This is a genomic window from Blautia sp. Sow4_E7 (genome assembly GCF_052116245.1).
In the GTDB taxonomy this organism is placed as follows: Bacteria; Bacillota; Clostridia; order Lachnospirales; family Lachnospiraceae; genus Blautia_A.
Genome location: NZ_JBQKLL010000011.1, coordinates 1 through 14508, shown reverse-complemented (window position 1 = coordinate 14508; position 14508 = coordinate 1). Strand labels below are relative to the sequence as shown.

Sequence of the window (14508 nt, the reverse complement as noted above, 5' to 3'; positions counted from 1 at the left end):
TTCTTATTCCTTTCTATATTTCAATAACAATATTAACATTTTAATTACAAAAGGGATTCCACCGCCTGCTCTGGCAGCCCGCCTTCTTTCCCATTAAGCAATCCGCTTCCTATTTTTCAACCGGGACCTCGATCAGCTCCTTAGGAGAATGTGCCAGGTTACGGCAGCCATCCTCTGTTACCACTACCATGTCCTCAATACGCACACCGCCAAAACCAGGTACATAGATACCAGGCTCTACGGTCTCGATCATGTTGGCTTTCAGAATGGTGTCGTCAGATGGAGACAGACGCGGGCTCTCATGGATGAAAAGACCTACGCTGTGACCAAGTCCGTGACCGAAATACTCGCCGTATCCTGCCTCTGTGATAATATCTCTTGCCACCTTATCCACGCTTGCTCCGCTGACGCCAGCTTTTACTGCTGCAAGGCCTGCGAGCTGTGCCTTTAATACCACGTTGTAGATTTCTTTCTGCTTGTCACTTGCTTTTCCAAGGACAAAGGTACGTGTCATGTCAGAGCAGTATCCTTTGTATTTGCAGCCGAAATCACAGGTAACGAAATCTCCCTCTTCCAGTTTCTTATATCCTGGGATTGCGTGAGGCATGGAAGAATTCAGGCCGGAAGCGATAATGGTATTAAAGCTTAAGTCCTCTGCTCCCTCTTTTTTCATCAGATATTCCAGTTCTGCTGCAACCTCAAGCTCTGTCATGCCCGGTTTTACGATCTTTAGAAGTCCTGCAAATGCTTTGTCTCCAATCTCCTCAGCTCTTGCAAGGCACTCCAGCTCTTCTTCAGTCTTGATCTGGCGCAGATCATCAATTCTGCTGCCAAGCGGTGTCCAGGTCTGAACTGGCAGCTCTGCTTTCAGCTTGTCAAAATCACAGCAAAGCATGGACTGGTCTTCATAGCCCATATGGAAATCACCGCTTACATTCTCCATCTCCATGCACTCTTTCAGAATGGTCTGGCGGTTATGTGCGCGGCACTCTTCGATCACTGTGAAATCACTCTCTTTCCCAGCCTGCTCGGTATAACGGGAATCTGTGATCAGCACCTTCTGTGCTGCTGAAATATATAAAGCTCCTTCGCCTCCACGAAAACCGCTTACATGACGCATGTTATACGGATCTGTGATCACAAGGGCATTCAGTTTTAATTCGTCAAGAATTGCATTTAACATTTTTGTTTCCTCCTCATCTTCTGTCATACCGCTTTTCTGATGCTTTATCACGTTGAAAAGCCATATTCTTTATAGTCCCATCATACCACATTATCCCCCGAAATATTGTCTGAATTTTTAATTCTTTTCATACATATAAACTTTTTATTTTATATAAAATAATATTTTTTCAAATTATTTGTTGACAAATACAAAGTAATCTGTTATAGTAAGCTCATAAAACAAAAGGGACTTAAAAATAAAAACAAAAAGGAGTGAGACCACCGAAAACATAAGCAACTTACTTATAATCTAAGAAAGAGAGGTACGGACCACCAGAAGCGTAAAGTAACATCTTAATTTTTTATAATTTAAGCAAAGCGAGGTACAGTCCACCAAGAACGTAAGCCTTTAATTCCAATTGTTTTAAACGCATAATTTTAAGAAAGTGAGGTATCTTCCATTGGATATGGAACAGAGTTAAGCCACCAGTAAACGTCGATGCTGGTGGCTTAGTTTACGTCCTGCATTTTCTTACACTTCTTAAGCATAAACATTTTCCTTTTTCATATATCTGTAAAAAGCCATTCCTGAGGTTTTCGCTCCATGAAATTTCCAAAACAATCCTTTTCCAAATTAAAGGAAGCCCTTTCCTCCCATAATTCTTCTTTTTCCTCAGAAAAGCTTCCCCTGATCAAAGATTTCCTCCACTACGCCGGAGTTCCTCTACTCTTCGCCCTGTGTTTTCTTGCCGGTGCTGCTGCCAGAGTGGTGGTCCACCATTTTTCTCCTCCAGATGTGGTCGAAACCGCATCCGGCAGCTCCAGCTGGGGACTTAGTTTTCAGGAAGAAGGAAAACGCCCGGTTGGAAACGCTTCCATAGAAGAGCTTGCCCCCTACAATGCCTATTTTGCAAAGGACACCCAGGAGAAAAAAATTTATCTCACCTTTGACTGCGGTTACGAAAATGGAAATACTCCGCTAATCCTTGACGCATTAGAGAAGCATAACGTAAAAGCAGCCTTTTTCGTTGTGGGAAATTTCATAAAAGACAATCCGGATCTGATAAAAGAAATGGTAAAAGAAGGACACATTGTGGGAAATCATACCCTCACCCACCCCGACATGTCTGGAATCTCTTCCATGGAGGACTTCAAAAAGCAGCTGGAGGGAGTAGAAAATCTGTATAAAGAAACGACCGGAGAATCCATGACGAAATTCTACCGGCCGCCTCAGGGAATTTACAGTACAGCCAACCTGTCCATGGCAAAAGAACTGGGCTACAAAACCTTCTTCTGGAGCCTTGCCTACGTGGACTGGTATCAGGATAAACAGCCTACCCGGGAAGAAGCCTTCGATAAACTGCTCTCCCGCATCCACCCAGGTGCCATTGTCCTGCTTCACAACACCTCTTCCACCAACGGGCAGATCCTGGATGAGCTGCTGACCAAATGGGAAGAGATGGGGTATACCTTTGGAACTCTTAGTGAGTTTTAAAGCACGTATATTTTATCTTCTTTATTTTACAGAAAATAAATCTCTATTGTATATGTACTTTTTATCGGTTGTTTCCAAAATAGATCACAGCTTGCACGCCAGGGCCAGTATGGATTCCAATGATAGGACTCATTGGCATGACGATCACCTGTGCCTGGGGTACTGCCTCCAGGATTGCTGCTTTCTCATTTTCTGCCTGCTCTGCAGCATCACCATGACAGATAAATACATAGGGGTGCTCTGCATTCAGCCCGGAGCTGATATATTTGGAGACAATGGTATTCGCGGCCACCTTGGAACCACGTACCTTCTCCGGGATTGCCAGGGTACCATCCTCCGCAATACGAAGGATCGGTTTGATCTTCAGCTTGCCGCCGATCCAGGCGATAGTCGGAGAAATACGACCGCCGCGCTTCAGGAAATCAAGATCATCTACCGTAAACCAATGGCAGATATGAAGACGGTTCTCCTCCAGCCATGCAGTATTCTCTTCCAGGGACATTCCCTTCTCCTGGTTCTCGGCAGCCAGGATCACCAGGATTCCCTGTCCTCCTGTAGCTGCAAGGGAATCTACACAGGAAATCTTACGCTCCGGGTACTCTTCCATCAGGTCGGAAGCTGCAATGTGAGAGCTCTGCCAGGTGGAAGTCAGTCCGCCGGACAGGGAAATATAAAGAATATCCTTGCCTTCCTTCAGAAATGGCTCAAAGTAATCGGTATAAGTAGCCGGAGAAATCTGGGAAGTGCTTCCAGTTCCGCCTGCGCGAAGCTTATCATAAAAAGCCTTGCTGTCCCAGCTTCCCGGATCCCTGTGTGGACACTCCTGGCCATTTAACTGATATACCATAGGGATCAGACTGATCTGTCCTTTATCTAAAATGTCTGCCGGAATATCCGCAGAAGTATCTGTTAGAATCACATAATCGCTCATAATCAGTTCTCCTTGTCTGTTTGGCAGTTACTGTATCCAGTAACCGGTTAAGTACTCCCATTATAGCATACTTCTATTCCTACGTGTGAGTTTTTTTACATTTTTCACGTTTTTGTAACGTTTTTTGTAACGATTAACGGGCTGCGATCAATTCCTGCAATACCTTTTTCAGCGCCGTATATTTTTTCTCCGGAATTGGAAGCTCCCTGCCTCCCGTCACTGTCATCTTAAATCTGCGGATGGAATGAACATGAGCCGGATTTACCATATAACTTTCATGGCACTTCAAAAACATCTTTTCATATCTTTTTTCCAGTGTTTTCAGGCTTTCGGTTGTTTCAAATTCCTGGTCCAGCGTATGAATCAGGGCATGGTTTCCAAGGCTCTCCGCATAAATCACTCTGGACCAGTTCATGTAAAGGATGGTCTTATCTACCCCCTTCACATAAATCCGCTCCGATCTGGTCTCTCCTGTGAGCACAAATTTCCGGTAATTCTCATCATAATGCACCGGATAAATGCCATCTCGCTCATCGTATTCAATGGCATTTGAAATAAGGACCGAACGGATCTTCGCCACGCCCTTTTGCTCCACCCAGGTAAACTGCATACGCTGGTTTACCCGGCTCACACTGTTGTCCGGCCAGATGGTATCTACAAGCATAAACGTCATAACCTCCAGCACCGTACTGCTTGTAGTTGCAAGGGGCACCAGTGTCAGGTTATTCAGGGAAAATTTCAGCTCATGCTTTTCTGCATGAAATGCATCCACAAGATTCTTCCGCCCTCTGATCACCTGCTTTTCCGCAGGCCCAATCCACAATACATCATCATGGCAGGAGCTTAAGAAGGGTTCTATCTCATTGTTATAATATAAATTCAGGATTTCTGCTGTTCTGTCTGCGACTTTCTGTATGTTCATCTCAGATTTCTCCTGTGTTTCTATTTCTATTGCTGCAAAGTCTGGCAGCCTCTATCCTACTGCTGTTCTTTTCCTACACAGTAAGATACTGTCTTGATTATATCCAATATTTTCCCCGCTGTCTATGCTACTTACTTATGTTGGTAATAAAATACAGCCACCTGGGTGCGGTCCCGAAGCTGCAGCTTTTCCAGAATAGTGCTCAGATAGTTCCGCACCGTACCCTCGCTTAGAAAAAGCTCCGCCGCAATCTCCTTATTGCTGTATCCGTTAGCGATCAGCTCGATGATCTCAAATTCTCTCTCATTAATGTCGTAGCTGCTGTAGTCAAACTTTTTTTCTCCCTGCAGCAGATCCGGAATTTTGGAAATGATCTCCGTTCCAAAGACCGTCTGTCCAGAATAAACCGCCCGCAATGCCGGCAGAATGCTTCCATAATCCTGCTTCAAAAGGTAGCCCTTTGCCCCAAGGCGCAGGGCTTTTACAATGTATTCGTCATCTGAAAAAGTAGTCAGAAGCAAAATATTGGCCTTTGGATCCTTTCTCAGAATATGCTCCGAAGCCTCCAGGCCGTCCATTTCCTTCATCCGGATATCCATAAGAAGCACATCCGGCTTATATTTTTCGTAAAGCTGGCAGGCTTGTTTTCCATCAGAGCCTGTGTCCAGCACTTCCACATCCTCATTTACTTCCAAAATGGTTTTCAAGGCGCCTGCTACCAGGCAGTCATCATCTACAATTATGATTTTCATTTTCTGCTCCTGCTCTTTTTTAGCTGCTGTTTACTGCTCCCATCCAAATGGTTGTTTCGTAAACCATAAACTTTTTGCCTTATTCCAGACAGACCGGTTACTTGGGAATCGTAATAAAGATACGGAAGCCCTTATCCACAGAGATCTGCATGGTTCCTCCAAGGGCATTCACCCGTTCTTTCATGTTCACAATTCCAATCCCGGATTTTCCCGGATCATAAGAGGCTCCGGTTCCGTTATCCTCCACACACAGCTGATAAAGGGCGGGATGCTCCCGAAGGATCAGCCGCACTCTGGTGGCATTGCTGTGCTTCATAATATTTGCAAAGGCCTCCTTGGTAATACTGATAAAACAATATTTCACATTCCTTGGAACCTGGCGGGTCATATCAAAGGTCATTTCCACCGGACAAAAAGTAAACTCCTTCACAAGCCCTTTTTCCACTTCTTCCAGGTTCACAGCTTCATCATGAAGGTCATGGACGCTACTTCGAATGCTGTTCATGGCATGATTCAGGGAATCTTCCAGATTTTCCAACATGGCGTCCATTCCAGGCTCCTTGTTAATGGTCTTCGCCGCTCCTACCATCAGAATGGATCTGGAAAGCACATGTCCCACATTGTCATGGATTTCCCTGGCAATGCGGTTTCGTTCTTTTAGGGTAGCATTGTAGATCTGATAATCCTGTTTTTCCTGCAGAGCCTTGTTCTTCTGGGAAAGAAGAAGATTCCGCTCCTTGGAATCATCCTGGGTTCTTCGAAGTTCTTCTTCCAGGTTCTGTCCCTTTCTGGTATTTCTCTCCATCAGAAATGCCAGTAAAAAGCCAAACACACCAGCGGCGGCAAACATCCCTCTGTTTTGCCAGGCTTCTGGCATCTGGCACAGGAAAAGCACCATTCCCGCCACTGCCAGGCCAGGCATTTTTTCATGGAAAAGCAGGTAAAAAAGGCAGGGATAAAAAAGAAAAACCTCTGGAAATACCAGCCCCAGAAGCCCGAACACAATGTCAAAAAACAGCCTCAGCCATTTACGTTTCACCGCATATCCAAGGCAGATCAGACAAATACAGCACAAGAAAGCAATCAGAAATCCAGCTTCCGGCGGCATGAAAAAAAGTGACAGAAACCCATAGAATACCAGCAGTCCACAATCAAAAAAATATCCCATACTGTCACCTTCTTTCCTTCTCATGAAATATTTACGGTTTACAGGCAATCTTCTTTTTCCAAATCCAGCAGTTCCCGAAACACTTTTTTCATTATAGTATACCCAGCCGCACACTGTAAAGAAACTTTCCTCACTTTATGACATTTGTCACAGGAAAACAATGACATTTCGCACTAGGTATTTTTCCCCTTCTCTTTTATACTAAAATCAGGATACACCATTAGAAATTTTTTCAGGGAGGAAAATCATGTCAACCAATATTGTACAAATAGAAAATCTGGTAAAAAGATATGGCAGCCTGGTGGCGCTGGATCACCTGAATCTGAATATTTCGGAAGGGGAAGTTTTTGGGCTTCTGGGACCAAACGGTTCTGGAAAAACTACCGCTATCAATTGTATGCTTTCCCTTTTGCAATACGACAAAGGCGTCATTCGTATTTTCGGAGAAGAAATGCGGCCGGACAATTACCAGGTGAAACAGCAGATTGGAATTGTACTGCAAAACGTTGCTGTTTTTGATGAACTGACAGTTTATGAAAACATTGACTACTTCTGCGGGCTTTATGTCCCGGATAGAAAGAAACGAAAAGAGCTGGTGGAGGAAGCGATCACTTTCGCTGATCTTAACGACTATCGGAAAATGCGGCCGAAGAAGCTTTCCGGCGGTCTTCTCCGTAGACTGAACATTGCCTGCGGAATCGCCCATAAGCCACGGCTGATCATTATGGACGAGCCCACAGTAGCCGTTGATCCCCAGAGCCGCAATAAGATTCTGGAAGGAATCCAAAAACTGAACGAACAGGGCTCCACCATTATTTACACTTCCCATTATATGGAAGAGGTGGAACAGATCTGTACCAGGATCGCCATTATGGACCACGGTCATGTAATCGCATCCGGAACCAAGGAGGAGCTGAAAAAAATGATCAAAACCGGTGAAACTATTACCGTCGAGGCAGTTCCCCTTTCCCCTGAAAGCCTTGCAGACATCCGGACACTTCCCCACGTATTTGACCTTCATTACGAAGAACAGGTCCTCACGGTCCGCTGCACTGGTGCCCGCCATAATCTGATCCGGCTTCTGAATTATCTCCAGAGCCAGGACATTCCTTTTGGTCAGGTTTCCTCTGAGCTTCCTACCTTAAACGACGTCTTTCTGGAAATCACCGGAAAACAGCTGCGAGATTAAGGAGGTCCAATATGCTGCATTTGATCAAATACAACCTTCTGGTGAAGGTAAAAAATTTTGCCACAACCTTCTGGCCCCTTATTTTTCCAATCCTTCTTGGAACCATGTTCTATTTTGCCTTCGGAAATATTGATGACGCCGATTTTGAAACGGTACAGGTTGGGATTGTAAAAGAAGAGGAACCGGATGCTTTATTCCTCATGTTTCTGGATCAGGTGGAAAATAATAGGAATCATCTGATCACCACCCAGGAATTATCTGGATCCGCAGCTCTTGCCAAGCTGGAAAATGAGGAAATTTCCGGTATTTATTATGTAGGGAAATCTCCTTCTCTTACAGTAGCTGCAAATGGAATTCCACAGAGTATTCTCCAATCCGTTTTGTCCAGCTACGAAACAGGGAAAAGCACCATCCGGCAGATTGTCCGCACCCATCCATCTGGTCTGTGGAAAGGAATCCGGCAGATGTTAAACCAGCAGGAAACCATTACCCAGGTTTCCCTTGGCGGTCATACCATCAACGGAAATGTACAGTTTTTCTATGCGTTGATCGCAATGACCTGTCTCTACGGCTGCTTTATCGGATTTGGCTCTGCCATCACCCTTCAGGCAAATATCACATCCTTGGCCGCAAGGCGCTGCATTACGCCAACCCATAAACTGAAGCTGATCCTCTCCGAACAGATTGCATCTTTTTTGCTTGGATATTTGGACGTGATCGTACTTCTGATCTATCTGCGCTATATTTTGAAGCTGGATTTTCAGGGAAAAATCGGGCCAATGCTGCTGATTTCCTTTTTCGGATCCCTGATCGGCGTTTCCATTGGAATTTTTGTGGGAAGCATTGGAAAAATGAAGGAGGGAGTAAAGATTGGTATTATTCTTGGATTCTCCATGGTCTGCAGTTTTCTTTCCGGGCTTATGAACAATACCATGAAAGACATTGTAGAAAAAAATGCTCCTTTTATCAACCGGATCAACCCGGCGGCCCTTATTTCGGACGCTTTTTACTGTATCAACGTATATGACGATATGGGGCGCTACTACCGCAATCTGATCACCCTTGCCGTGATGAGTGTGGTTCTGGTGACAGCTTCCTTTTTACTGATTCGGAGGGAAAGTTATGACAGTATTTAAATGCTATATGAAAATTTTAAGACAGAATGTGGGGCTGATCATTATATATCTTGGCATTTTCTTTTCCGTAGCTCTGGTCATGCAGATGGCTGCCGGGAAAAGTGAAAACAGCCTTTATGCAAACGCCAGCATTGATATTGGAGTGGTAGATGAAGATCAGGGTGTTCTGGCACAGGGATTCATTAATTACCTGGACAGCATCCATAATGTGATTCCTATGGAAAATGATCCGGAAGTCCTTCAGGAAAATCTTTTTTACCGCAATGTTGAATATATTGTGCAGATTCCAGCTGATTTTTATGAGACATGCATTTTAGGTGATACGCCTTTGAAGGTTACCAAGGTTCCTGGCTCCTACAGTTCCTATTATGTGGATCAGCAGATCAGCAGTTATATCAGTACGCTCCGTACTTATCTGGCTGCTGGCTTTTCCCAGGAGGAGGCTATTCAAGGGATAAAAAATGAGGCGCATGAGCAGGTTACCAAACTTTCCTCTGACTCAGCCAGCAGTGATCTGGTACCTTACACCTATTATTTCCGTTATATTCCTTATCTTTTTCTTGGGGCTCTTTGCTATACCATGGGGTATATTCTTATGGCTTTTAAGAAGGGAGATATTCAGAAAAGGATGGAGGCTTCTGCCATTTCCGTGAGACGCCAGTCCCTGGAGGGATTGCTGGCAATGGGAGTAATTGGTGCTTTCCTGTGGCTTCTTGGAATCCTTGGCGTAGCAGTGATGTATGGAAACACATTTTGGGCCTCCACGCTTCGTGGCTATTACATCATAAATACACTGCTTATGCTGATCGTAGCCTTGTCGCTCTCCTATCTGATCGGAATGTTTATTCCTAACAGTAATATCTTAAGCGGTGTCGCCAATATTGTATCTCTTTCCATGTGCTTCCTCTGCGGCGTTTTCGTCCCTATGGATGTTATGGATAAATCGGTTCTAAAGGTCTCACAGTTTCTGCCCGTTTACTGGTATGAACAGGTAAATGAGATCCTGAGCCGGCACCATACCCTTACCCCTAACCTGCTTGGAAAAATCCGGGTCAGTATGGGGATTCAGGTGCTGTTCGCCATCGTGTTTGTGTGTCTGATCCTGGTGGTTTCCAGGTATAGAAAAGAGGGGTGATGCCCCTCTTTTCGTCATTTTGTTATGTAATTTCAGGTTTCCTACCCCCATTCTGCCTCGTCAATGTCATCATCGTCAGCCGGGAAATCATCATCCTCGTCTTCGTCATCTTCATCATCAAAAGCCGGGAAATCGTCTTGATCCTCACTATCAACAGAGGATTCATCTGTCGTATCCACATCTTTACTTAAATTCTCTTTCTCTTTCACAAGGGAAAACACACTTCTTATTTCCTGCAGCAAATCATCATATTTCTTCTCGGTTTCCTGCAGTTTTTTCTCCGTTTCTCTCAGTTTTATCTTTGTTCTCTCCAATTCAGCCTCACAGCTTGCACGCTTTATGCTGTTATCTCTTTTTGCCTCATTGTACAGGTTCTGAATTGCTGTCATGTGTGATGAAAACTCATCTGTTACTCTCTTAATTGTCAGTCCCATAGTTATCTCCTCCTACATTCATTTCTCTTCTGGTTCCAGCAGACTTTCTATATAGTTCCTGTCATCCCCTCTGAAAATGGGAATGTTCAGATCTACTTTCCAGCTGTTTCTTTCCACATCATCCATTGGGTCATCTGTTTCCAGTTCCACAAGCCCTTTACATTTCACGCAGCAGGTGCCTCGTTTCTGATATACCGGAAGATCGTTCCAATTAATTCCTTTCTGTGTCATCAACATGTCCTGGATCTCACTGCAGTTTTTATTCTGCAGTTCCTTATGGGTGAAGTGGGCCTGTCCCAGCATCTGAATGGAATTTCGGCTTGCATCCAACTGCCGCCAGTAAATATTATTGGTCACCTCTTCCCGTGGAACGTTAAATGCACGACAGTCAAACATCGCTCCTGCTTCCAGAACGTTCAGATATCTGTGATAGAATACACTTCCACGGTTGTACAGTCCATAATCTTCCACACGTCTGGAAAAGGCATTGTTAAAACCAACAGTAGCCATACTTGCTCCGATGCTGCATAGCTTCTGTACTTCATATCCAAACCATGGATCTGATGTAAGTTTCTTGTAATCGACAAGAACCAGCGTGATCTCATCAGATTGCGTATAGCCCAGTACACAGCCCTGAATATTCTCACACAGGAATCTCATTGTATCTATCATAGACAGATTCAACACCTTATCGAAGGGCTTGTGAAATCCTCTGGTCAGGGTATGAAAGGCTCTCCCATTAGCCTTCCTCCTTAATTTTTTCTTCACATTACAATAAGCTGCATTGCCATTCTTTACCTGGCGTCGCTTTACTTTACTTAGATTAACCTCGCTTAGCTTTGTCTTACTTAGCCTCATTTCGCTTTGCCTGAATTGCTTTGCATCACCATTGCATTGTGGAATTCTCTAATTCCATTTTATTATAACAAGTGGATTTCAAACTGTCATTTAACACACAGGTTAAAAATTTTGAACTAGCGCGTTCCCTTTTTCCTTCAAAGGGAACGCTCTTTTTACTATTTTACTTGCTGTTTTCGCAATAAAGATTTGTCCATTTGGCATTCTTCTTAAGATTGCTCCTTTAAAAAACTTTTAGTTTTATAAGGAGATTATCTCATAGTTTTAGGTAAAAAGCACGGTACTAGCTATTTACCGTGTACTTTTAATTAAAACAAAAAAGCTGAAATATCTTAATTTATAAGACATTTCAGCTTTCGTAAAGCAGGGGATGAGAGAATCGAACTCTGTATTTTTATCCCCTTAAAATGGGGAAAAGCCTTGATTTACAAGGCTTTCCGGCTTTTAGAAACTTGATACCTTTGATACCTTTTGATACCCTAGGGTATCAAATCCTAAAAACTAATCGCTTTATTCAGCTGTTCGAGTTTTGTTGATTTGCTCTTATTGCTGTAATAATAATAGTTTTTCGTGACCGATATATCGGAGTGTCCCATTTGCTCAGCGATGGTGCTTTCATTAACGGAATTGTCTATTAATGTTGTTCCATAAGTCCTGCGGATTTTATGTGTTGACTTGGGAGTGATATGTAATTCTTCACAGACAGAATTAAGACGCTTATTAAATGTATTTTCAAGGATTCGTTTTCCTTTATTCATAAAAAGGAACTCTCCGTGAGGATTCAGATTTTCAATCTGTTTTAAAGTCCATTTTACAGAATCCGAAAAATATACATCTCGATTTCCAGCCTTTGTTTTCGCAACTTCCTGAATTGCAAATATGACTTTTCCATCATTATCTTTATACTTTATCTGTGTTCTCTGTACACTGATATGGTCTGCGTGGATATCCTCTGGCTTCAAGGCAGAGATTTCTCCAATACGCATACCTGTCTGAAATTGAAGCAACAGCCCCATGTTCCAGATATCTACATGATTTTTGAGATAATTTGTAACAAGGTCGATTTCATTTTCCATGAAAATCTGTTCTTCTTTTGACTTGATTTTTTCGGTATAAATGTTTTTTGGCAGTTCAAGGTCTCCAAAGAATTGAGTGATACTGATATCTGTATAACCTTTTAACTTGCCATATTTAAAAATACCGTTCAGCAAAGTCCTTAATCCTGAATAAGACTTTCGGGTAAGCTTCTTTTCATGGATTGTTGACTTTATAAAATCTGTCAAATCGGCTTCGGAAATGTTCTTCATCTTTTTACGACAAATAGATAAATTTTGTGGAAAGAATCTTTCAAAATCCGTACAATATCTGTCGTAAGACTGTTTCTTGATTTCTCCATACTTCAATTTGCTTTCAGACCATTCATTGAAAACATCCCTGATATAAACTTCCTCTTTCTGCTTTTCGTAAAACTCTACTACAACATCTTCGATTTCTTCCTGTGTCTTTCTCTTTCGGAACACACGTCCTTTCTTTTCATCTGGAAGATAGGTCAGCCATAAACCGTCTTTGTTTTGCCAGATTTTATATGGATGATTGGAAAGAATTTCTTTTCGCTTCATATTTTCTACACTCTGACACAACATATCAAAATCAATGATACCTGCCTGTAATGCTTCCTGCAAGATTTCTTCTTTGGAGAGACTGCCATTATTATAGTTTCTCATAATGGCAAAATTCTCCTGCATTATTTAATTTTCAAGGTACCCCTTAATTGCTCCCGTCAGGAGAGGGTTTTCCCTCTCCTTTATCTGAGAGACTTCAATCTTCTTTGTCATTGTCATTCGGAACTACGAAATTACGCCGTTTCAAACCACTGTATTTCTCTTTGATAAGATGACTGTAATAATTTCCACATCCCCCAGCTCTAAGAAAAGGGTCAATCCCAAATTCTATTGCGATAGGTTCGGAAACTTTTAAATCAATATAATTCTTACTGCGTGTACTATCCGTCCATTCCCACGGAAACTGAGGATTTTCTTTTGTTTCCATAAGTACATAATTTTTAAGGCTGTCAATAAAATCATTACGACCAATGAGGTTTCCACTTGGGCTTACATTGCGATACCAGACTTTATATGCTTCATACAGAAGTTCAGTGGCTGGGAGCAGATTCCAACGTGCCGTTGGAAGAAATTCATCCAAAAATGCTACAACAGTGTTTGTATAAGATTCATATTCGTACAGGGCGGCTTTACTTTCTGCTGTCTCTGTGAACGTATCTCGATAGTCCATAGTGATCAGTACAGTTTTCAGGACATATTCCAAAACATCTTTGCGGTAAATTAAGCGTTCTTTGATGTATTTCTTTTCAATACCATTAAAACAGCAAGGGAAAGGAATAATAAATAAACGTCTTTTGAAAGAACCGCTTTTGTCCTGAACACGCATATATTCGTTGATACATTCCAGTACAAGACCATGAAAGCTGTAATCATAAGCCTTTTCATATTTCTGATTGATTGTAACCACATCACCTGTGATAACCGCTTTTACAACTGATAAATTCTTAATAAACAATCCTACGTCATTTTCATCAACGATAACCGCTACGGATTTTGGAAGATTTGCAAGTCCAAATGGATTGGAAAAATCGTTCAGCTTAATACTGGCTGTCACATCTGCACCAAGCAGATTGCGGATAAGCTGACAGATAGTTCCCTTGCCACCGTTTCCGCTTGTATTGTAAAAAAGTACCATCTTATTTCTTGGAGCAAGTGGCAGACAAGCCGCCTGAATGACTTCTTTAATGCTATGTACAAAATCTGCTGAACCTAATGAAGCAATCCAGCTGTCAAAATCCCATACAGAGCCATCCTCAGGAATCGTGATAAAAGGATTCGTAGCGGCAAGGTTCAAATTTGTCTGAATCTTACTTGTGAACACAAGGTCTGGTGAAAAAGGAAGAAGTTTTTTATTCAATACATCTACAATGCCATTTCCCACCGCAACATAATGAGGAATCATACATTTTTCAACTACTTGAACACGGTTTCTAACATAGTTGTAAATTTCCTTTTTTTCACGTAACGTTACCGTTGGTTTATAGCTTTCTACTAAGAGACTGAAATTTCCCTCCATAGTATTTTCGATTTCCCATACACCTGTGTTTTTTCCATATTTCTGATAAAAAGCAAGTGGAAGTTTTGCACGTTCTGATATTGTCAATATTGGTTGACACATTTATCTCAAAGATATCACTGCCTATGCAGCCAGTCCCAGAGATTCGTAGTATCTCTGGCGCTTGATCATCGGAGGAAGCCCACC

Annotated in this window: 13 protein-coding genes; 4 read left to right on the top strand and 9 right to left on the bottom strand. The window is 42.6% G+C overall.

The window, feature by feature from the left end; translation table 11 throughout:
- Positions 1-109: 109 nt before the first annotated feature.
- Positions 110-1183, bottom strand: coding sequence for a M24 family metallopeptidase (locus tag ACTQ50_RS08450; protein WP_441483835.1), 1074 nt, complete (start codon positions 1181-1183; stop codon positions 110-112).
- 585 nt (positions 1184-1768) lie between these two features.
- Here ACTQ50_RS08450 and ACTQ50_RS08445 point away from each other — a divergent pair.
- Positions 1769-2659 (top strand): delta-lactam-biosynthetic de-N-acetylase, encoded by an 891-nt coding sequence (locus ACTQ50_RS08445; RefSeq protein ID WP_441483834.1) that lies wholly within the window; start codon positions 1769-1771, stop codon positions 2657-2659.
- A 61-nt stretch (positions 2660-2720) separates the two neighbouring features.
- On the opposite strand, the gene ACTQ50_RS08440 is transcribed toward ACTQ50_RS08445, so the two are convergent.
- The 4 genes from ACTQ50_RS08440 to ACTQ50_RS08425 all read right to left on the bottom strand — a co-directional run bounded on the left by ACTQ50_RS08440 (position 2721) and on the right by ACTQ50_RS08425 (position 6432).
- Positions 2721-3590, bottom strand: coding sequence for a DegV family protein (locus tag ACTQ50_RS08440; protein WP_441483833.1), 870 nt, complete (start codon positions 3588-3590; stop codon positions 2721-2723).
- 133 nt (positions 3591-3723) lie between these two features.
- Positions 3724-4512: a LytR/AlgR family response regulator transcription factor gene (locus ACTQ50_RS08435; protein ID WP_441483832.1), complete on the bottom strand. Its 789-nt coding sequence runs from the start codon at positions 4510-4512 to the stop codon at positions 3724-3726.
- Between the two features lie 131 nt (positions 4513-4643).
- Complete coding sequence (locus ACTQ50_RS08430; protein WP_441483831.1) at positions 4644-5264, bottom strand: response regulator; 621 nt, start codon at positions 5262-5264, stop codon at positions 4644-4646.
- A gap of 97 nt (positions 5265-5361) precedes the next feature.
- Positions 5362-6432 (bottom strand): sensor histidine kinase, encoded by a 1071-nt coding sequence (locus tag ACTQ50_RS08425; protein ID WP_441483830.1) that lies wholly within the window; start codon positions 6430-6432, stop codon positions 5362-5364.
- A gap of 259 nt (positions 6433-6691) precedes the next feature.
- Between ACTQ50_RS08425 and ACTQ50_RS08420 the strand changes: the two genes are divergently transcribed.
- The 3 genes from ACTQ50_RS08420 to ACTQ50_RS08410 are packed head-to-tail and all read left to right on the top strand — an operon-like array spanning position 6692 to position 9892.
- Positions 6692-7621, top strand: coding sequence for an ATP-binding cassette domain-containing protein (locus tag ACTQ50_RS08420; RefSeq protein WP_441483892.1), 930 nt, complete (start codon positions 6692-6694; stop codon positions 7619-7621).
- Between the two features lie 11 nt (positions 7622-7632).
- The gene (locus tag ACTQ50_RS08415) at positions 7633-8757 is read left to right on the top strand and encodes an ABC transporter permease (RefSeq protein ID WP_441483829.1); all 1125 of its coding nucleotides are present in this window, start codon (positions 7633-7635) and stop codon (positions 8755-8757) included.
- The gene (locus ACTQ50_RS08410) at positions 8744-9892 is read left to right on the top strand and encodes an ABC transporter permease (RefSeq protein WP_441483828.1); all 1149 of its coding nucleotides are present in this window, start codon (positions 8744-8746) and stop codon (positions 9890-9892) included. Before ACTQ50_RS08415 ends, ACTQ50_RS08410 begins: the two co-directional genes overlap by 14 nt.
- 41 nt (positions 9893-9933) lie before the next feature.
- On the opposite strand, the gene ACTQ50_RS08405 is transcribed toward ACTQ50_RS08410, so the two are convergent.
- The 4 genes from ACTQ50_RS08405 to ACTQ50_RS08390 all read right to left on the bottom strand — a co-directional run bounded on the left by ACTQ50_RS08405 (position 9934) and on the right by ACTQ50_RS08390 (position 14322).
- Positions 9934-10326, bottom strand: a complete 393-nt coding sequence (locus ACTQ50_RS08405; RefSeq protein WP_441483827.1) for a hypothetical protein — start codon at positions 10324-10326, stop codon at positions 9934-9936.
- A gap of 18 nt (positions 10327-10344) precedes the next feature.
- Complete coding sequence (locus ACTQ50_RS08400) at positions 10345-11184, bottom strand: tRNA(His) guanylyltransferase Thg1 family protein (RefSeq protein WP_441483826.1); 840 nt, start codon at positions 11182-11184, stop codon at positions 10345-10347.
- A 494-nt stretch (positions 11185-11678) separates the two neighbouring features.
- Positions 11679-12908 (bottom strand): tyrosine-type recombinase/integrase, encoded by a 1230-nt coding sequence (locus ACTQ50_RS08395; protein WP_441483825.1) that lies wholly within the window; start codon positions 12906-12908, stop codon positions 11679-11681.
- Positions 12909-13002: 94 nt separating this feature from the next.
- Positions 13003-14322, bottom strand: coding sequence for a phage/plasmid primase, P4 family (locus tag ACTQ50_RS08390; protein WP_441483824.1), 1320 nt, complete (start codon positions 14320-14322; stop codon positions 13003-13005).
- Positions 14323-14508: the final 186 nt, after the last annotated feature.